The sequence below is a fragment of the Streptomyces sp. NPDC002787 genome, assembly GCF_053592095.1.
Window position 1 is genome coordinate 77,675 of record NZ_JBSFVC010000033.1, and the last position, 19,830, is coordinate 97,504.

General features: G+C 74.0%; 9 protein-coding genes. 6 read left to right on the plus strand and 3 right to left on the minus strand.

The features are described from left to right. Window positions 1–34 precede the first annotated feature (34 nt). From sbnA to ACWD26_RS35965, 6 genes are all read left to right on the plus strand, one after another. A complete protein-coding gene (gene sbnA, locus ACWD26_RS35940) occupies window positions 35–1,042 on the plus strand; it encodes a 2,3-diaminopropionate biosynthesis protein SbnA (RefSeq protein WP_451276513.1) in 1,008 nt (335 codons plus the stop codon). Continuing rightward, entirely contained in the window at window positions 1,039–12,540 is an 11,502-nt protein-coding gene (locus tag ACWD26_RS35945; RefSeq protein WP_451276515.1) for an amino acid adenylation domain-containing protein, read from the plus strand. The genes sbnA and ACWD26_RS35945 overlap by 4 nt, the downstream gene beginning before the upstream one ends. Continuing rightward, window positions 12,537–13,376, plus strand: a complete 840-nt coding sequence (locus ACWD26_RS35950; protein ID WP_451276517.1) for an ABC transporter permease — start codon at window positions 12,537–12,539, stop codon at window positions 13,374–13,376. Before ACWD26_RS35945 ends, ACWD26_RS35950 begins: the two co-directional genes overlap by 4 nt. Window positions 13,377–13,663: 287 nt before the next feature. Beyond that, window positions 13,664–13,885: an MbtH family protein gene (locus ACWD26_RS35955; RefSeq protein ID WP_451276519.1), complete on the plus strand. Its 222-nt coding sequence runs from the start codon at window positions 13,664–13,666 to the stop codon at window positions 13,883–13,885. A 4-nt stretch (window positions 13,886–13,889) separates the two neighbouring features. Further along, the gene (locus ACWD26_RS35960; protein ID WP_451276521.1) at window positions 13,890–14,843 is read left to right on the plus strand and encodes an ATP-binding cassette domain-containing protein; all 954 of its coding nucleotides are present in this window, start codon (window positions 13,890–13,892) and stop codon (window positions 14,841–14,843) included. Window positions 14,844–15,103: 260 nt separating this feature from the next. Continuing rightward, entirely contained in the window at window positions 15,104–16,072 is a 969-nt protein-coding gene (locus tag ACWD26_RS35965) for an ArsR/SmtB family transcription factor (protein ID WP_451276523.1), read from the plus strand. A 7-nt stretch (window positions 16,073–16,079) separates the two neighbouring features. On the opposite strand, the gene ACWD26_RS35970 is transcribed toward ACWD26_RS35965, so the two are convergent. Genes ACWD26_RS35970 through ACWD26_RS35980 form a run of 3 tightly spaced genes read right to left on the minus strand, consistent with a single transcriptional unit; the run spans window position 16,080 to window position 19,599 of the window. Then, a complete protein-coding gene (locus ACWD26_RS35970; RefSeq protein ID WP_451276525.1) occupies window positions 16,080–16,619 on the minus strand; it encodes a flavin reductase family protein in 540 nt (179 codons plus the stop codon). After that, window positions 16,616–18,049: a cation:proton antiporter gene (locus ACWD26_RS35975; protein ID WP_451276527.1), complete on the minus strand. Its 1,434-nt coding sequence runs from the start codon at window positions 18,047–18,049 to the stop codon at window positions 16,616–16,618. Before ACWD26_RS35975 ends, ACWD26_RS35970 begins: the two co-directional genes overlap by 4 nt. Beyond that, the gene (locus ACWD26_RS35980; protein WP_451276529.1) at window positions 18,049–19,599 is read right to left on the minus strand and encodes a tryptophan halogenase family protein; all 1,551 of its coding nucleotides are present in this window, start codon (window positions 19,597–19,599) and stop codon (window positions 18,049–18,051) included. The genes ACWD26_RS35975 and ACWD26_RS35980 overlap by 1 nt, the downstream gene beginning before the upstream one ends. Between the last annotated feature and the right edge of the window lie 231 nt (window positions 19,600–19,830).

The window sequence follows — 19,830 nt, forward strand, 5'->3', positions numbered from 1 at the left end:
CTGCGGCGTAGCGGCCGCGGGTGGGAGTCGTCCTGTGCCAGTCATATCCGCTCCTCAGGAGTTCAACGTGGACGACCTCTACGTCGACCTCCAGTGGATCTCCGGTCGTCCGCTCTACCTCAAGTGCGAGGGCTTCAACTTCGCCGGGTCGATCAAACTCAAGGCAGCGGCAGAGATGATCGCCAGGGCCGAGCGCCACGGCGAACTGCACCCCGGCGACATGCTCGTGGAGAGCTCGTCGGGCAACATGGGCGTCGCCATCAGCCTGCTCGCCAGTAGCAAGGGCTACCGCTTCACCTGTGTGACGGACAGCCGCTGCACCCTCGGCGCCCGACGGCTGATGGAGGCCCTCGGCACCGAGGTGCACGTCATCACCGAGCCGCACCCCGAGGACGGCCTGCTCGGCGCCCGCATCCGGCACGTGAAGCGGCTCGTCGCCGACCGCTCCGGCCATGTGTGGCTCAACCAGTACCTCAACCCGGGCAACTGGCTCGCGCACTTCCAGACCACCGGGCCCGAACTGCTCAAGAGCTTCCCGGAACTCGACGTGGTGTTCGTGGGCGCCGGCACCACCGGCACCCTCATGGGCACCGCCCGCTACCTGCGCCACACCAAGCCGTCCGTGCGGATCGTGGCGATCGACTCGGTCGGCTCCGTCACCTTCGGCACGCCGCCGGGCCCCCGATCCATCCCGGGCCTGGGCACCGGCGTCCGTCCGCGGATCCTCGACGAGTCGTACGTCGACGACGTCGTGCACGTCGCCGAGACGGACACCCTGCGGGTGTGCCGCGGCCTCGCCGACCGCGGCTTCCTGTTCGGCGGCTCCACCGGGACCGTCGTCAGCGGTGCTGTGAGCTGGCTGGAGCGCCACGGCGGCGCCGACGGCCTGACCGCGGTGGCCATCGCCCCCGACCTCGGCGACCGCTACCTGGACACCATCTACAACGACCAGTGGGTCGAGGAGATCTACGGCGCCGGCGTCCTGGACCGTACCCGGCAGGACACCGCCGCCCCGAGCCTACTGAGCAGGGGAACCTCATGACCAACACTCCCGACCGCCCCGAGCTCCCGCAGGAACTGCCGCTCACCGCGGGGCAGGCGGACATCTGGTTCGACGAGCAGCTCTCCGGCGCCGGTCTCGCCTACAACACCGCCGGCTACCTCGACATCCGCGGACCGCTGGACGCCACCCTGTTCCGGCAGGCCGCCGCCCGGCTGGCCGACGAGGCGCAGTGCATGCGCTCCCGGTTCGTCGACGACGGGCGGCCCGGACAGCGGATCGAGCCGCTGGACCGGCTGCCGTACCAGGAGCTGGACCTCGGTGACACGGGCGATCCCGTCGCCGCCGCACGCGAGTGGATGGCGCGCGACCTCGACACGCCCTTCACCCTCAGCGACTTCCCCCTGTTCCGGCTCGCCCTCATCCACGTCGGCGACGAGCGCGCGCTGTTCTACATGTGCATCCACCACTTCCTGTGCGACGGCTACAGCCAGGTCGTCTTCTGGCGGCGCCTCGCCGAGATCTACGCGGCGCTGCTCGCGGGCGAGGACCCGCGGGCCGGTGCGCTGCCACCACTGAGCGCCCTGCTGGACGCCGAGCGGGCGTACGCCGACTCCGCGCCGGCCGCGCGCGACGCCGCGTACTGGGACGCACGCTTCCCCGTCACGCCCGAGCTGGTGACGCTCTCGGACGGCGCGTCCGAGCCGCTGCCCGGTTTCGTCCGTGACGCCTTCACCCTTCCGCAGGCCACGACGCGCGCCCTGCGCGACCTCGCCCAGCGGTCCTCCGTCACCTGGCCGACCGTCGTCATGGCCGCGGTTGCCGCCTACACCCAGCGGCGCACGGGCCAGCGGGACGTCCTGCTCACCGTGCCCGTCACCACCCGCGTCGGCGCCCTCATGCGCGCCGTGCCCGGCATGGTCGCCAACACACTGCCGCTCGCACTGCGCATCGCCCCCTGGACCACCCGCGGCGACCTGCTGGCCCAGGCGTCCCGGGAGTTCACCCGTGTCCTGAAGCACCAGCGCCACCGGGTCAGCCGCATCCGCCGCGCCATGGGCCTGCACAGCGACGACCGGCGGCCGTTCGGGCCGCTCGTCAACATCCTGCCGCAGCAGACCAGCATGGCCATCGGCCCCTGCGAGGTGACCGTCAACAACCTGTCCACCGGCCTCATCGACGACCTCGAACTCACCGTCGTCGACTCCGCCGACGGCGGCTCCACCGTCCATCTGAGCGGCAACCGCGGCCTGTACACGGCGGAGGAACTCGGTGCGCACGCCACCGAACTGCGCCGGTTCGTCGAGGCGTTCGTCGCCGCCGGCTCCGACACGCCGCTCGGGCGGATCAGCACCCTGCGCGCCGACGAACTGCGCGCGCTGCTCGCCGCCGGCACCGGCCCCGTCGACACCGCGCCCTTCGAAGGCGTCGTCGCCCGCGTCCGCCGCGCCGCCGACACCTACCCCGACGGCGTCGCCGTGCTCGACCACGAGGGGACGCTCACCTACCGGGACCTGGTCGGCCGGGCCAGTGCCCTCAGCCGCCGTCTCGACAGCGGGACCACCGCCGTCCTGGCCACCCCCGGCGCCGGCTTCGTCACCGCGGTCCTCGCGGCGCTGGGCGCGGGCGGCTCGTGGGTGCCGCTCGACCCGCAGGCGCCCGAGGCGCGGCTGACGGATCTGCTGCACGACAGCGGCGCCACCGCCCTCGTCACCGACGACGCCCACCGTGAGCTGGCCCACCGGGTGGCCGAGAGCGCCGGCACCGGGGCCCGGATCGTCGTCCTCGACGGTGCGCGGGACCCGAGGGGCGCCCTCGCCGAGCCACGCGGCGGCGACCTCGACCTCGCCTACACGATCTTCACCTCGGGCTCCACCGGCCGCCCCAAGGGCGCCATGGTGCACCGCGCGGGCATGGCCAACCACCTCCTCGCCAAGATCGAGGACCTGGACCTGACCGAGGCCGACACCCTCGTCCAGAACGCGCCCGTCTCCTTCGACATCTCCGTCTGGCAGATGCTCGCCCCGCTCCTCGTCGGCGGCCGTGTCCGCGTCGTCGACCGGGCCACCGCCGCCGACCCCGAGCGGCTGTTCCCGCTCGCCGCCGAGGAGGGCGTCACCGTCCTGGAGGTCGTACCGTCGCTGCTGCGGGCCGCTCTCGACGCGTGGGACGAGACCGGCGCCACGCCCCGGCTGGGGACGCTGCGCTGGCTGATGGTCACCGGTGAGGCGCTCCCCGCCGACCTGTGCGCTCGCTGGGCGACCCGCTTCCCGGAGATCCCGCTGATCAACGCGTACGGACCCACCGAGTGCTCCGACGACGTCACCCACGCCGTCCTCGGCCCCGGCGACGTGCCCGCGGGCCGCGCCGGCGCGCCCATCGGCCGGACCGTGCGCAACACCCGCCTCGTCGTCCTCGACGACGAGCTGCGCCCGGTGCGGCAGGGCACGTCCGGCGAGCTGTACGTGGCCGGGGCCGGCGTCGGCCGCGGCTACCTCGGCGACCCGGTGCGCACCGCCGCCGTGTTCGTCGCCGACCCCTACGGTCCGCCCGGCACCCGCATGTACCGCACCGGCGACCGGGTCGTCCTGCACGCCGACGGCCGCTTCGAGTTCCTGGAGCGCCGCGACCACCAGGTCAAGGTGCGGGGCCACCGCATCGAACTCGGTGAGATCGAGGCCGCCCTGCGCGCCCTCGACCCCGTCCAGGACGCGGCGGTCGTCGTCCACACCGACCCGCACGGGCGCAAGAGCCTCACCGCCTACCTCGTCGGACGCGACACGGACGCCCGGCCGGAGACCGTGCGCGAGCTGCTGGGGCGGCGGCTGCCCGACTACATGGTGCCCGCCCGGTTCCTCGTCCTCGACGTGCTGCCGCTCACCCCGCACGGCAAGGTGGACCGCAAGGCGCTGCCCGCACCGGACTTCCGGGCGCCCGCGCAGGGGCCCGCCGCGCCGCGCGGCCACGCCGAGGAGATCCTCACCTCCGCCATGGCCGAGGTGCTGGGCCGCCCCGCGGTCGACCCGGACGACAACTTCTTCTCCCTCGGCGGCGACAGCATCAGCGCCATCCAGGTCGTGGCCCGGGCCCGCCGTGCGGGACTCACCCTCACGGCCCGCGACGTCTTCGAGCACCGCACCCCGGCCGGCATCGCCGCCGCCGTGCCTCCGCCGCGGGCGCCCCGCACGGCCCCGCCCGCCGACGACGGCATCGGCGAGACGGAACTGCTGCCCGTCGCCCACCAACTGCGGGAGGACCTGGGGTCCTGCGACCCGGCGGACGGCAGCGCCACGCTCGGCGCGCCCGCCCGCGAGTACAGCCAGTACGTCGCCGTCCAGGTGCCCGCGGGGGCCACACCCGAGCTGCTCACCGCCGCCCTCCAGACCGTGCTCGACCGGCACGACGCCCTGCGGCTGCGGCTCGCCGTGCCCGTCCCCGGTCTGTGGACCCTGGAGGTCCGCCCAGCCGGCGAGGTGCGCGCCGACGCCCTGTTCGTCCGTGCCGGCGCGACCGACGCGCCGCTCACCGAGCAGCTCACCGCCCACGTGACCGCCGCCCGTGCCCTCCTCGCCCCGCAGGACGGCACCGTCCTGCGCGTCGTCCACCTCGACCGCGGACCCGCGCTGCCCGGCCGGCTCCTCCTGGTCGTCCACCACCTCGCCGTGGACGGGGTGTCCTGGCGCGTCCTGGTCCCGGACCTGAAGGCCGCGTACGAGGCGCTGGCCGCGGGGCGCACCCCCGCGCTCGACCCCGTGCCGACCTCGCTGCGACGCTGGTCCCGGGAGCTGTCCGAGCAGGCCCGCACCACCCGCCGGGTCGGCGAACTGCCGCTGTGGCGCTCCCAGTTGACCGGCACCGACCCGGCGCTCGGCGCCCGCCCGCTCGACCCGGTCCGCGACACCCACGCCACGGCCCGCCGACTGCGCGTCGAACTGCCGACCGGGCCGACGGCCGCGGTGCTGACCGGAGCCCCCGCCGCGCTGCACGCCGACGTCAACGACGTGCTGCTCACCGGCCTCGCCCTGGCCGTCGCCGAGTGGCGCGGCCGTCGCGGGGCCAGCGACACCGGGCTGCTCGTGGAGATCGAGGGGCACGGCCGCGAGGAGTTCACCGACGAGCAGGACCTGTCCCGCACGGTGGGCTGGTTCACCAGCAGCTTCCCCGTCCGTCTCGACCCCGGCACGCCCGCCGGCCCCGGCCGTCCCGACGTGGGCGGCGCGCTGAAGCGGGTCAAGGAGCGGCTGCGGGAACTGCCCGGCCACGGCATCGGATTCGGGCTGCTGCGCCACCTCAACCCGCAGACCCAGGGTGTCCTCGCCCGTCTGCCCGTACCGCAGATCGGCTTCAACTACCTAGGCCGCTTCGGCGCCTCGGACGCGGAGCGGGGCGGCGACTGGTCGCTCGACGGCTCGGACGCGGTCGTCGGCCTCGGCGCCCACCCCGACACGCCGTTGCGGCACGTCGTGGAACTGTCCTGCGTCGCCGAGGAACGCCCCGAAGGGCCCGTCCTGGTGGCCGAATGGGCCTACGCCGGCGAACTGCTCGGCGACGACGACGCCGCCGAACTGGCCCGCGGCTGGTTCCGCGCCCTGGAGGCCGTCGCCGCCGAGGCGGGGACGGACGCGGCTCACGGCCGCACACCGTCCGACTTCCCGCTGGTCCGCCTCGGCCAGCAGGAGATCGAGGAGTTCGAGCGCGCCCTCGGCCCGCTCACCGACGTCCTGCCCGCCTCCCCGCTCCAGCAGGGCCTGCTGTTCTCCGCCGAATACGACACCGAAGGCGTCGACCCGTACACCCTGCAGATCGGCGTGGACACCGAGGGCCCGCTCGACCCGTCCGCCCTGCGCCAGGCCGTCGACGCGCTGCTGCGCCGCCACCCCAACCTGCGCGCCTGCTTCCCCGACCGCCCCGGCGGCGGCGAACGGGTGCAGGTCGTCCCCGAGAACGCCACTGTCGGCTGGCGGGAGCTGGACCTGCGCGAGCTGCCCGCCGACGAGCGGGCCGCCGAGCTGGACCGTGTCACCGACGCCGAACTGACCCGCAGCTTCGACGTCCGCAGCGCCCCGCTCGTCCGGTTCACGGTCGTCCGCACGGGGGAACTGAGCCACCGGCTGCTGTGGTCCGTGCACCACGCCCTGGTCGACGGCTGGTCCATGGCCGTCTTCGCACAGGAGCTGTTCACGCTGTACGCGCGGTACGCCGAGGGCGCCGACGACGCGTCCGCCGCCGCGGCGCTGCCCGCGGCCGCCCCGTACCGGACGTATGTGGCGTGGCTGGCCGGGCGGGACGACAGCGAGGCGCGGGCCGCTTGGAAGGCCGTGGTCGACGGGGTGGACGAGGCGACCCGGCTCGTCCAGTCGGCCGCGCCCGCCCGTGCGAAAGGCCACGCCGTCCCGGGTGAGCTCCTCACCGAGGTGGACGAGGAACTCACCGCCCGCCTCACGGCGTGGGCGCGGGAACGCGGACTGACCCTCAACACCCTCGTCCAGGGCGCCTGGGCGGTCCTCCTGGGACGGCTCACCGGCCGCCGCGACGTCGTGTTCGGCGCCGTCAACTCCGGCCGCCCCGCCGACCTCCCGGGCGTGGAGTCGATGGTCGGCTCGTTCCTGAACACCCTGCCCGTACGTGTCGTCCTGGACCCCGCCCGCACCTTCCCGGAGATCCTCGCCGACCTCCAGGACCAGCAGTTCGCGCTGGCCGAGCACCAGCACCTGGGGCTCGCCGAGGTGCAGCGCCTGACCGGCGCCCAGGAGCTGTTCGACACCGTCGTCACCTACAACAACTACCCGATGGCCGACGTCGGCGCCCTCGACGGCCTCGTGCCCGGGCTCACCTTCCACGGCAGCCACGCCAAGGTCGTCGCCGAGTACCCGTTCGCGCTGTCCGTCCACCCCGGTGACTGCCTGCACCTGCAGGTCCAGTACGCCCCCGACGTGGTCGACCGGAGCCGGGCCGAGGAGATCACGGCCCGCTTCGTACGGCTGCTGCGCACCGTCGTGGAGCAACCCGAGCAGCCGGTCGGCCGGCTCGACGTGCTCACCGGGGACGAGCGGCGCACCCTCCTCGACGACTGGGCGGGCCACGCCACAGCGGTGCCGCACACCACGGCCACCGCCCTCTTCGAGGACTGGGCCTCCCGGACGCCCGGGGCGCCGGCCGTGCTGTACGACGGCGAGGAGATCCCCTACGCGGAGGTCAACGCCCGCGCCAACCGGCTGGCCCGGCTGCTGGCGGGCCGCGGCATCGGCCCCGAGCACCTGGTGGCGCTCGCTCTGCCGCGCACCCCGGACATGGTGGTCGGCGCCCTGGCGGTGCTGAAGGCGGGCGCGGCGTACCTGCCGATCGACGCCGCCTACCCCGCCGACCGCATCGCCTACATGCTGGCCGACGCCCGCCCGGCGGCCCTGGTCACGGTCGCGGAGCTGGCCCTGGACCTGCCCTCCGGCGGTACCGACGTCATCGTCCTCGACGGCGACACCACGACCGGCGCCCTGGCGGAGCTGCCCGCCGACGACCTCACCGACGCCGAGCGCACCTCACCGCTGAGCCCGCGGAACGCCGCGTACACCATCTACACCTCGGGCTCGACCGGCCGCCCCAAGGGTGTCGTGGTGGACCACGCCGGGTTCGCGGCGATGGTGGCCGCGCTGACCGAACGGTTCGGGCTCGGCCGGCAGACCAGGGTCCTGCAGTTCGCGTCGTTCAGCTTCGACGCCTCCGCCTGGGAGCTGGGCCTCGCCCTCTTCAACGGCGGCGCGCTGGTCATCGCCGATGACGAGTGCCGTGACCCCGGGCAGCCACTGGTGGACCTCATCAACGGCTGCGGGGTGACCCTCGCCGGGTTGCCCCCGGTCGTCGCGGGCGCCCTGCCCGAGGGCGCGGCCCTGCCGGCCGGGCTGACCCTGGCGGTCGCCGGCGAGGCCTGCCCGCCCGAGGTGGTGGCCCGCTGGTCGTCCCGAGTGCGGATGTTCAACGGCTACGGCCCGACGGAGGCGGTCGTCGCCTCCACCGTCGGCGGCCCGCTGACCACCGGCGACCGCCCGCCGATCGGCCGCCCGACGGACGCCCACCGCGTGTACGTCCTCGACCGCGACCTGCGGCCCGTGCCCGTCGGTGTCCTCGGCGAGCTGTATGTCGCCGGGGGCCTCGCCCGCGGCTATCTCGACCGCCCCGGTCTGACGGCCGGCCGCTTCGTCGCCGACCCGTACGGCCCGCCCGGCAGCCGCATGTACCGCACCGGCGATCTGGTGCGCTGGCTGCCGGACGGCCAGCTGGACTACACGGGCCGCGGCGACGACCAGATCCAGCTGCGCGGCTACCGCGTCGAACTCGGCGAGATCGAGGCGGCCCTGACCACCCATCCGGACGTCACCGCCGCGGTCGTCACCGTCCACGAACCGAGCCCCGGCGACAAGCGCCTGGTGGCCCACCTGGTCGCGGACCCCGCGTCGCCCACGCTGGTGCACGCCGTGCGCGAGCACGTCGCCGGGGTTCTTCCGCAGCACATGGTGCCGTCCGCGTTCGTCGTGCTGGACGCGCTGCCGCTGACCGCGCAGGGCAAGGTGGACCGCAGGGCGCTGCCCGTGCCCGAGGGCATGGGCCGGGCCGGGGGCGGGCGGGCGCCCCGCACGCCCGCCGAGGAGATCATCGCCGGGCTCTTCACCGAGATCCTGGGCGTCGAGCACATCGGTACGGACGAGGACTTCTTCGCGGCGGGAGGGCACTCGCTCCTCGCCACCCGCGTGGTGAGTCGCGCCCGCGCCCTGCTCGGGGTGGACCTGCCGATCCGGGCCCTGTTCGAGGCCCGTACCGTCGCGGGGCTCGCCGAGCGGGTCGCCGAGGCGGCGGCCGGCGGGCGCGGCGCACCGGCTCTCGCGCCGCGGGACCGCACCGGCGACGTGGCCCCGCTGTCCCACGCCCAGCAGCGGCTCTGGTTCGCCAACCGCCTGGAGCAGGGCAACGGCAAGCGGGGCACCTACAACGTGCCCTTCGCCCTCCGCCTCACCGGCGCCCTCGACGTGGAGGCCCTCCAGGCCGCCCTGAACGACCTGGTGGACCGGCATGAGGTGCTCAGGTCCGTGTTCGCCGCCCCGGACGACCTGCCCCACCAGCACGTCCTGGCCGCCCCGGCCGGCAACCCCGTGCTGACGGTACGTCAGGTGGGGTCGGGCCGGCTGCCGCAGGCGCTCGCCGACGAGGCCGAGCGCGGCTTCGACCTCACCCTCGAACCGCCCCTGCGGGCACGGTTGTTCACCACCGCGCAGGAGGACGGGACGTACGTCCTGCTGCTCGTCTTCCACCACATCGCCTTCGACGGCTGGTCCATCGGCCCGCTGCTGCGCGACCTCACCGGCGCCTACCGCGCACGCGCCACCGGGCGGGAGCCCGCCTGGCAGCCGCTGCCCGTGCAGTACGCCGACTACGCCCACTGGCACCGGGACCTGCTCGGCTCCGCCGACGACCCCGACTCGCTGCTTGCCCGCCAGCTCGAGCACTGGACCCGCGTCCTGGCCGACCTGCCGGAGGAGCTTCCGCTCCCACGCGACCACGCCCGCCCGCAGATCGCCGACCACAGCGGTGGCGGCGTCGAGTTCCACCTGGAACCCGCGACCCACGCCGCCCTCACCGGCCTCGCCCGGGACTCCGGCGCCACCCTGTTCATGGTGCTCCAGGCCGCCTTCGCCACCGTCCTCACCCGGCTCGGCTCCGGCACCGACATCCCGCTCGGCAGCCCCGTCGCGGGCCGTACCGACGAGGACCTCACCGAGTTGATCGGCACCTTCATCAACACACTCGTGCTGCGCACCGACACCTCCGGCGATCCCGCGTTCCGCGAGCTCCTCGACCGGGTGCGCGAGACGAACCTGGCCGCGTACGCCCACCAGGACCTGCCCTTCGAGCAGATCGTGGACGCACTGCGGCCGGCCCGCTCCCTGGCCCGGCACCCGCTCTTCCAGGTGATGCTGGTGCTCCAGAACACGGACTCCGGCCCACGGCCCGAACTGCCCGGCCTGGAGCTGTCCCCCGAACCGGTGCCGCAGCGCATGACCAAGTTCGACCTGCGGCTCCAGTTCGACGAGCCCGACGAGGAGCACCCGGACGCCACCGGGGTCGGGCGGCTGCGCGGAGTCCTGGAGTACGCCACCGACCTGTTCGAGCGGTCCACGGCCGAAGGCCTCGCCGACCGCCTGCTGAAAGTGCTCCGGACCGTGGCCGCCGACCCCTGCGTACGGCTCTCGGCCATCGACCTCATCGACGGAAAGGAACGGCAGCGCGTGCTGACCGACTGGAATCCCACGGAAGCCGACACGGTGACGGACACCCTGCCGGAGCTCTTCGAGGCCGCTGTACGGCGCACCCCCGACGCCCCGGCCCTGGTGACCGCCGACTCCACCCTCAGCTACCGGGAGCTGGCCGACCGGGCCGACCGCCTGGCCGGCAGGCTGTGCGCCCTCGGCGCCGGCCCCGAGCGGATCGTGGCGCTCGCGCTGCCCCGCGGCCCCGAACTCGTCGTCGCCCTCCTCGCCACCCTCAGCTCGGGCGCCGCCTACACCCTGTTCGACCCGGAGCTCCCGGCGGGCCGCATCGAGGCACTCGCCGCGCAGTCCCGCCCTGTCGCCGTCGTCACCACGGCCGCGGCCGCCGGGAAGACACCGCCGGGCACGCCCCGGCTCGTGCTCGGCTCACCGGCCGACGACGAGGAGCCGGAGGCGCTGCTCCGCACCGAAAAGCCCCTGCCCGGCCACCAGGCCGCCGTCGTGTACGCCGCGGACGCCGACGGCCGGCTCCTCGGCACCGTCGTCGAGCACGGCGCGCTGGCCGGTCATGTCACCCGGGCGTCCGCCGGTCCGGCGGACGGCGACGCGCCGGCCGTTCTGCCCGCGCCGCTGAGCTTCACCGGGCTCGTCGCGGGTTTGTTCGCCCCACTCGTCTCGGGCCGGGCGGTCCGGCTGGACGCACCGGACGCTGCGCGGGGCGCCTCCGGCGGACGGCACCTGGCCCTCGTCGACGGCGCGCCCGCCGTCGAGCCGGACGATCGCGCCCCGGCCGGTGCCTTCGACGGCGGACGCCCCGCGGGGCCGACGTGGGCGTACGTCCTGGACGAGCGGCTGGCACCGGTGCCGCCCGGCGGAATCGGCGAGCTGTACCTCGCGGGCGGGCTCCTGGCCCGCGGCTACCTCGGCCGCCCGGGGCAGACAGCCGCGCACTTCGTGGCCGCCCCGTTCGGCCCGGCCGGCGCCCGGATGGTCCGTACCGGCGAGCGGATGCGCTGGAGCGAGGACGGCACCCTCGTCCCCGCCGAGCCGACCGCCCTGCGACCGCGGCCCGAGCCGGAGAAGGAGGAGGGGGAGAAGACCACGCGGAGCGCGGCGGCACCGGAGGCCGACGCCGGCACCACGCCCCGCACCCGCCGCGAGGAGGTGCTGGCCCGGGTCGTCGCCGAGGTCCTGCGCCGCGCCGCGTTCGGCGTCGATGACAACTTCTTCGACAACGGCATGGACTCCATCCGCTCCATGCAGGTCGTCAGCCGGGCTCGCAAGGCCGGGGTCGACATCACCATCGCGGACGTCTTCGCCCACCAGACCGTCGCCGCCCTCGCCGCCGAGATCGACCGGCGGGAGGCACCCGCCCGGCAGGACCCGCCGCGCGGCTCGGTCATCGACGAGGTCTTCGCCCAGCTCGGCTCCCCCGACTCGCCCGGCGAGAACGACCCGTTCGGGACCGTCGTGGCCCTGAAGCCCACCGGCACCCGGCCCCCGCTGTTCTGCCTGCACAGCGGCGTCGGCTTCGCCCTGCCGTACGTCGGGATCGCCCGGCATGTCGGCGACGACTACCCGATCTACGGCATCCAGGCACCCAGCATCACCGAACTCGCCCCGCTGCACACGAGCGTCGAGGAGATGGCGGCCGCCTATGTGAAGCTCATCAAGCAGGTGCGCCCGCACGGGCCGTACCACCTGCTGGGCTGGTCCTTCGGCGGCTCCCTCGCCCACGCGATCGCCGTGCGGCTGGAGGAGGGCGGCGACGAGGTCGGTCTCGTCGCCGATCTGGACTCCTACCCCCGCACCCCGCAGGAGGAGGTCGGCGACGACCAGACGCTGCTCGGCTGGGTCGTGGAGCTGGTCGGCCACGACAAGAGCGAGTTCGCCGGCCGCGAGCTGACGGCCGCCGACGTCGTGGACGTACTCCAGCGCGGCAACAGCCCGATGGCGGCGCTCGGCGAGAAGCGCGTCCTCGCGATGCTGGAGACCATGCGCAACAACGGAAAGGTGCTGAGCGGCTGGGAGCCGCGCACCTTCCACGGCCGGATGCAGCTCTTCGTGGCCTCGGCCAGTCTGACGGAGGACGAGATCGCCGCACGCGGCGCCGTCTGGGAGCCGCACGTCACCGGCGGCATCGACCTCCACCGGGTGCCCTGCGCGCACGACTACATGATGCATCCGGACGCGCTGGCCCTGATCGGCACCGCCGTCGCCGCCGAACTCCAGCGGCTCCACCTGGCCGCGTCCATGTCCGCACCCGCGGGGGGCGCGGCATGACCACCGCCACGGCGGCCACCACCCCGCCGGCCGGTTCCGGCACCACCGGCCTCGCCGCCGTCGTCGCGGAGACGTCGGCGGTGGCCGGCCGGCGCCTGCGCCATCTGCGCACGGCACCGGGCCGGTTCCTCGGCATCACCCTCAACCCGCTGCTGACCATGCTGGTCCTGGGCTTCCTGCTGGAGCGGTCGCTGACCGTCCCCGGCGGGGGCGACTACCAGGAGTACCTGTTCGCGGGTGCGGCGGTGCAGGCCTCCCTGGCCGGGATCGGACCGACCGCGATCGCCGTCGCCGGGGACATGCGCGGCGGTGTCATCGACCGGTTCCGCTCCATGCCGGTGTCCCGGGGCGCGGTTCTCTTCGGGCACACCATGGCCGACTGGCTGGTCGGCCTCGCCGGCCTGGTACCGGTCGTCCTGTTCGGGCTGCTGCTGGGCTGGCGGCCGCACACCGGGGCGGCCCAGGTCGCCGCGGGCTTCGCGCTGCTCGCCGCCTTCTCGTACGTGATGCTGTGGGTGGGCGTGCTGCTGGGGCTGGCCTCGCGGAGCCTGGAGAGCATCAGCTCGCTCACGCCCCTGGTCGTGACCGTCCTGCCGTTCCTGTCCAGCGCCTTCCTGGCCCCCGGGAACCTGCCGGCCGGCCTGCGCACGATCGCCGAGTGGAACCCGGTCAGCGCCGTGGCCCAGTCCTGCCGCGAGCTGTGGGGCAACCCCGTGGCGACCGGCGGGGGGTTCGCGGCCGACCACCCCGTGGCCGTGGTCGCGCTGACCCTCGGCGCGGTGTTCCTGCTCGCCTGCCCCCTGGCCCTGCGCCGCTACCGCACCGCGGGCCTGTGACGCCGTACCGGTAGACCGCCTCTCCCGCCCGGCATCCCCGTACCCGGAGCCCGGCCGCCACACATCCCCCCTGGCGGCCGGGCTCCGACCTGTCCGCACGCCGCCCCGGGGCGGGTGAAGAGTCCGGAGCGGCACCGCCGTACGAGCCGGGGCCGAGCGTTCCATCAGGCAGCCGTCAGCCGCAGGTCAGCACTCCGGTACAGCATCTGTACGTACCGCCGTGACGCTGCCGCGGGCGCGTCACGCCCGGACTCACCGACACCCACCCCGGAAACGGAGAGTGCGCCATGAGCAACCCCTTCGACGACCAGGACGGCTTCTTCCTCGTCCTGGTGAACACCGAGGGCCAGCACAGCATCTGGCCCGCCTTCGCCGCCGTACCCGACGGCTGGACGGTCGCCATGGAGGCCGGCACCAGGGACGCCGCGGTGGCGTTCGTGGAGAACAACTGGACCGACCTGCGCCCGCTCAGCCTGCGCGAGCAGAGCGCCGCCGGCCCGAGCCGCTGACCCCATGAGTGTCGAACTGGCGATCGAGGCGACGGGTCTGCGCAAACACCACAAGGGCAGGACGACACTCGACGGCCTCGACCTGGCCGTGCCCGCCGGCACCGTTCTCGGCCTCCTCGGCCCCAACGGTGCCGGCAAGACCACCACCGTGCGCGTGCTGTCCACGCTGCTGCCCCCGGACGGGGGCAGTGCGCGGGTGGCGGGGTACGACGTGGTGCGCGATCCGCGGCAGGTGCGCGCCCGGATCGCGCTGGCCGGCCAGTACGCCGCCGTCGACGAACTGCTGACCGGGCGTCAGAACCTGGTCCTCATCGGCAGGATGTTGCACCTCGGCCGGGCGGCCTCCCGGCGCCGCGCCGACGAGCTGCTCGCCCAGTACGCCCTCCAGGACGCCGCCGACCGGCCCGTGCGCACCTACTCGGGCGGCATGCGGCGCCGCCTGGACCTGGCGAGCTGTCTGGTCGTACGGCCCGCCGTGCTGTTCCTCGACGAGCCCACCACGGGTCTCGACCCGGCCAGCCGCATCCTGCTGTGGAAAGCGGTGCGCGGCCTCGTCGCCGACGGCGTCACCGTCCTGCTGACCACCCAGTACCTGGAGGAGGCCGACCAGCTGGCCGACCGGATCGTGGTCATCGCCGACGGCGCCGTCCTCGCCGAGGGCACCGCCGACCAGCTCAAGAGCAAGGTCGGGCAGGCCGCCCGGCTGGAGTTCACACTCGCCGACCCCATGCGGCTGCCGGACGCCCTCGCCGCCCTGGCGCCGGTCACCGCCGACGAACCCCGGGTCGACGAGGAGCGTGGCGCCGTCACGCTCCGGGTCGTCGACGGCCTGGACGACGTCGCCGGTGCGGCCGCCGCGCTGCGCGACGCCGGTATCGGTGTCGGCGAGTTCGGGCTGCGCCGGCCGACGCTCGACGACGTCTTCCTCCACCTCACCGGGACCACGACCGGCACGTGAGGCTCTTTCGCCGGACTCCCGCCGTCCGCCCGAGGGGCGGGCCCGGCGGCAGCGATGGGGCACCCCCGCACGAGTTCGTCCGAGCGCGGGGAGCGCGCGATCGCGAGGCGCTGGAGCGCCCTCGCTGAGGGTGCCCCGCGCGGGCGCGGTCGAGCGGGGGAGTCCGCGCCGCGGCGCCGCCGGCGGGCGGGAGCCGACGACAGGACCCAGGGGGCGGTCGGTCCGGTCCCGGACCTCATCCATCAGCGGGGGAGCAAGCCATGATCAGTATTCACCTCACCACGTCCGACCTTGCCCGTACCCGCCTGCGTAGCACCCTCGGCCCCGTCGCCGAGGGTGTCCTCGCGCTGGGCGTCCTGGCACGGTCGGGCCACGCCGACTACGCGCGCTGGCGCAGCGAGGTCCTGGGGCGGCTGCGCGGCCGGCCGGCTCCCGGCGGGGCACCGCTGCCGCAGCAGCTGCGGTCGACCGGGGCGCCGGACGGCCTGCTGTACCTGCTCGAACGGACGTCCGCCGCCGAGCGCGCGGTCGGGGCGCCCGCCCTGCCCAGCCCCGAGGCCGGCCGCCTCGCGCTGGAGGTGTGGCGGGCCGGTGTCGCGCCGTACTGGGACCGCATCGCCGAGCGCCTGCGGGCCGAGTGCGAGGCACGCGGCCGCATCTCCATGACCGGGGGAGTCGAGCGGCTCCTTGCCACCTTGCACCCGCGGATCACCTGGCGGGCACCCGTCCTCGAAGTCCACGACAGCCAGGGCCCCGAGCGTACGGTGCGGCTCGACGGGCGCGGTCTGCTGCTGTGCCCGACCGTGTTCCTGCCCGGCCGCGCCGGCCTCGTCGTGGAGTGCGAACGGGAGACCGGCATGGCCGCCCTGGTGTTCCCCGCGCCCGCGGCCACGACCCGCCCGGCAGAACTGTGGGGCGGCTCCGACACGAGCGTCCAGGCACTGAGCGCGCTGGTGGGCCAGACCCGGGCCGCCGTACTGCGGGAGCTGACCGCGGCCTGCTCCACCGGCCAGTTGGCGGACCGGCTGGGCATCTCGTCCGCCGGCGCCAGCCAGCACACGGCGGTGCTGCGGGAGTCCGGTCTGATCACCACCCGCAGGATGCGCAACAAGGTCGTCCACACGGTGACCCCGCTCGGTATGGCGCTGCTCAGCGGCCGGCTCGCGATCTCCGAGGACCTCATGGCCGAGCGCGCGGCGGGCCTCCCGATGGAGTCCGCCGCGCGCTGACGCCGAGTCATCGGTGCGCGGTCCGCTCCTCCTCCGGCGGCGGCCACGAGTGGAACCGCCGCAGCCCGTACATCAGCGGCTCCGGCTCGGCCTTGCGGGTCACCCGGCGGGCCTCCCCGTAGACCGTCACGTGGTCGCCCATCCGCTGGGTGAGGACGACCTCGCAGTCGGCGACCGTGTGCGCGTCCGCCACCAGGTGCGGGCCCGCCGCCTGGGCGTCGCACTCCCACGGCACCAGCTTGAACCGGTGCGGGTTGCCCGAGGCGAACAGTTCGGCGCTCTCGCGGGCCCCGGCGTGCAGCAGGTTCACCGCGAAGGCTCCCGAGCGCAGCACGGCGTCGAGGGTGGGGCTCTCGTCCCGCAGGCAGACCAGCAGGACAGGCGGCTCCAGCGACACACTGCACACCGACGAGCAGGTCATGCCGCGCGGCGCGCCCTCGTGGTCCGTCGCCGAGATGACGGCGACCCCGGTGGGGAAGCCGCTCATCAGGGTGCGGAACTCGTCGGGGGGCACGGTCGCCGGCGTTCGTATGGCCGAGTCGGTCATCGCACTCCGCTTTCTGTGGAGAGGGGCACGGGCACCGCCGTGGCCGTCGTCGGGTCAGGGCTCGGGGCCGGTGTGGCCGTCGTCGGGTCAGGGCTCGGGGCACGTGTGGCCGTGCGGTCGAGAAGTCGCAGCAGGGGGCCGGTCGCCGCGGTGGTGACCAGCGTCATCACGATCAGGGCGAGCAGCAGCGGAGCGGTGAGCAACCCGGCGGTGAACCCCACCTGGATGATGATGAGTTCGGTCAGTCCCCGGGTGTTGAGCAGCACCCCGACCTGGGCGGCCTCGCGCCGGCTGCCGCCGGCCAGCCGGGTGCCCGCGTAGCCGCCGAGCACCTTGCCGAGCACGCCGAGGACGAGCACGAGCCCGATCAGCGTCCAGGAGACCGCCACCGACGTCTGGGCGAGCACCGTCACGCCGGCGACCACGAAGAACGACGGGACCAGTGCCCGGCCGGCCCCCGCGACCCGGGAGACGGCCGGCGCCCAGGAGGCGGACCGGTCGCCGGGGATCGCGAGGCCGACCATGGCGGCACCCAGAATCGCCGTCATGCCGAGGTGCTCCATCGTGAACGCGGTCACCAGGGCCGTCGCGGCGATCAGACAGGCGGCGACCGCGGGAGCGCGCCGCAGGAGCAGCAGCGACACATGCGCGCGCAGCCCGTACCGTACGCCCAGGGCGCACAGCACACCGACGGCGAGCGCGCCGCCCGCGTTCAGGATTCCGGTGGCGCTGCCCGAGGCGAGCGCCAGGGCGGCGGTCAGCAGCAGCCAGCCCACCGCGTCGATCACCAGGGCGGCACCGAGCGCGAGCCGTCCGGCCCGGGTGCTCTCCATGCCGCGGTCGGTGAGGATCCGGGCGAGGACGGGTACGGCGGTGACGGACAGGGCGACCGCGAGCATGAGCGTGAACGCCGGCAGCGGCGCGTCGCCGCGCACCGCCGGATCCCCGTACGCCACCACCCAGCCGGTCAGCAGCCCTCCGGTGACCAACGGCAGCAGGAGTCCGCCGGCGGCGACCCAGGCGGCCGCCCGCCGGGTCACCCGGCTCGCGTCCGCCCGCGTCCCGGTCGGGTGCTCCTGCCCCGGGCCACCCCTGCGAAGGCCGGCCGTGGTCCGGTCGGGGACTCCGCCCGGAGCGGAGCCGGTGCCGTCCGCCCGCCCGGCGACGCCCAGTTCGTGGGCGAGCCCGACGAGGAACAGGACCAGGGCGGCCTCCGCCACCAGTTTCAGCGCCCCGAGCACCGGACCGGGCAGGAGCGCGTCGAAGCCGTCACGGTCCAGCAGGGCCAGCGCGGCGGGGCCGGCCAGCAGCCCCGCCACGACTTCCCCGACGACCTCCGGCTGCCGCAGCAGCCGGGCGGCCGCCCGCCCCAGGACGGCGAGGGACAAGACCGCGGCGAGCGCCGCGGCCGTGTGCAACGCGTACATCATCAGCGCAGCGAGGAGAAGTAGTCGTACGCCTTCGGGAGTGTCTCGGCGAGCCTTCGGCCCTTCTCCCGGATGGCATCGAACTCGCGCCGCGCGGCACCGTTGTCGGACAGCCTGAGCGCCGGCGACGGCTTGAGTTCGATGCCGCCCATGCCCAGCAGGATGCACATGTACGAGTACGGCGGCAGCCCGTGGTAGTACGGGAAAACCGTCTCGCTGTCCGGCAGTTGTGTCCGCCATTTCTCCAGACGCTCCGCGAGCCCGTCCGGAAGCGTCCTCTTCTTGGCGTCCCGCCAGTACTGCGTGTCATTCCGCTTCGCGGCCACGTAGTGCAGCACCAGGAATTCCCGTACCCCGTCCATGACATGGGCGACGGCGTCGTTGTAACGGTCCCGGTGGGTGGGGTCCCAGCTCGCGTCGGGGAAGTTCTTGACGAGCTGTTCGATGGCGTGGTGGATGAAGAAGATACCGGTGGACTCCAGCGGCTCGACGAATCCGCTGGACAGGCCGATCGCGACACAGTTCTTCGCCCACGAATTGCGGCTGCGGCCGATCCGCATCTTGATGTGGTTGGCGTTCACGTCCGCCGCGGCCGGGCCGACGAACTCGCGCAGGGTGCGCTCGGCCTCCTCGGGCGAGAGGTAGTCCTTGGCGTAGACGTATCCGGTGCCGACACGGCCCATCAGCGGAATCGTCCAGATCCAGCCGGCGTCCTGCGCGGTGGCCGTGGTGCAGGGGAGGATGCCGCGCTTCTCCATGTCCATCGGCACCTGCAGGGCGACCGCGCTGTCGTTGGGCAGCATGTCCTGGTACGAGACGAACGGCTCCTCGAGCGCCTTGTTCAGCAGCACTCCGCGGAAGCCGGTGCAGTCGACGAACAGGTCGCCGGTGATCTCACCGTGCTCGGCGGTCGTGACCCCCGAGATCCAGCCGCGCTGGTCGAGCGAGACGTGCTGGACGTCGTCGACCAGGTGCTTGACGCCACGCTCGACGGAGTACCGGGTGAGGTACTTGGCGAGCAGCGCCGCCTCGAACTGGTACGCGTACGGGAACTGGGTCTTGCCCTGGTGCTCCGACATGGTCAGGCCCTGCATCTCGTCCGCGCCCTCGTCGAAGGGCTGGTCGATCAGGGTGCCCCCAAGGGTGCGCGGGCTGAGCCCGGCGTCGATGACGGAGCTCATCACGAAGCAGTCCTTGTCGAACCGGTCCGTGGGGCCCTCCTGGAGCCACCAGTCCGTCAGCGGGAAGCCGTTGACCGACCGCATCTGCTCGAAGGGGTGGTAGAAGTAGTGGCCCTTCTCGCGCCAGTTCTCGAAACGCACCGCCAGCTTGTACGTGGCATTGCAGGCCGGCATCCAGTCCTTCTCCTTGAGTCCCAGGAACTCGAAGAAGTGCCGGATGTCGCTGAAGGTCGCCTCGCCCACGCCGACCGTGCCGACGTTTCCGGATTCCACCAGCGTGACGTCTACTCGGTCACCGAATGCGGCCTTGAGGTACGAGGCCGTCATCCAGCCCGCCGTACCCCCACCGACAATGACGATTCTGTTGAGCATGCGTGTCCCCTGTCCGGGTAATCCGAAGAGCTCCGACAAGAATTGATGCTAGGGAGCGGGAAAGGGGGCCGGTATGTGATTAAGGGAGGGGCGAAAAGCGCAGGTGAATTTCTGTCGGAGCCTTCCCGGACAGCAGTGAGCCGCCGCGGCGGGACCCTTCGGGGGTCCCCCCCCGGGGGGGGGGGGGGGCGCCGGGCCGCCCGCGGGGGGGGGGGGGGGCCCGCGCGCCCC

Coding starts and splice junctions, on each gene's coding strand:
- ACWD26_RS35945 (WP_451276515.1), top strand. CDS start 1,039: ATGACCAACACTCCCGACCGCCCCGAGCTCCCGCAGGAACTGCCGCTC.
- ACWD26_RS35950 (WP_451276517.1), top strand. CDS start 12,537: ATGACCACCGCCACGGCGGCCACCACCCCGCCGGCCGGTTCCGGCACC.
- ACWD26_RS35955 (WP_451276519.1), top strand. CDS start 13,664: ATGAGCAACCCCTTCGACGACCAGGACGGCTTCTTCCTCGTCCTGGTG.
- ACWD26_RS35960 (WP_451276521.1), top strand. CDS start 13,890: ATGAGTGTCGAACTGGCGATCGAGGCGACGGGTCTGCGCAAACACCAC.
- ACWD26_RS35965 (WP_451276523.1), top strand. CDS start 15,104: ATGATCAGTATTCACCTCACCACGTCCGACCTTGCCCGTACCCGCCTG.
- ACWD26_RS35970 (WP_451276525.1), bottom strand. CDS start 16,619: ATGACCGACTCGGCCATACGAACGCCGGCGACCGTGCCCCCCGACGAG.
- ACWD26_RS35975 (WP_451276527.1), bottom strand. CDS start 18,049: ATGATGTACGCGTTGCACACGGCCGCGGCGCTCGCCGCGGTCTTGTCC.
- ACWD26_RS35980 (WP_451276529.1), bottom strand. CDS start 19,599: ATGCTCAACAGAATCGTCATTGTCGGTGGGGGTACGGCGGGCTGGATG.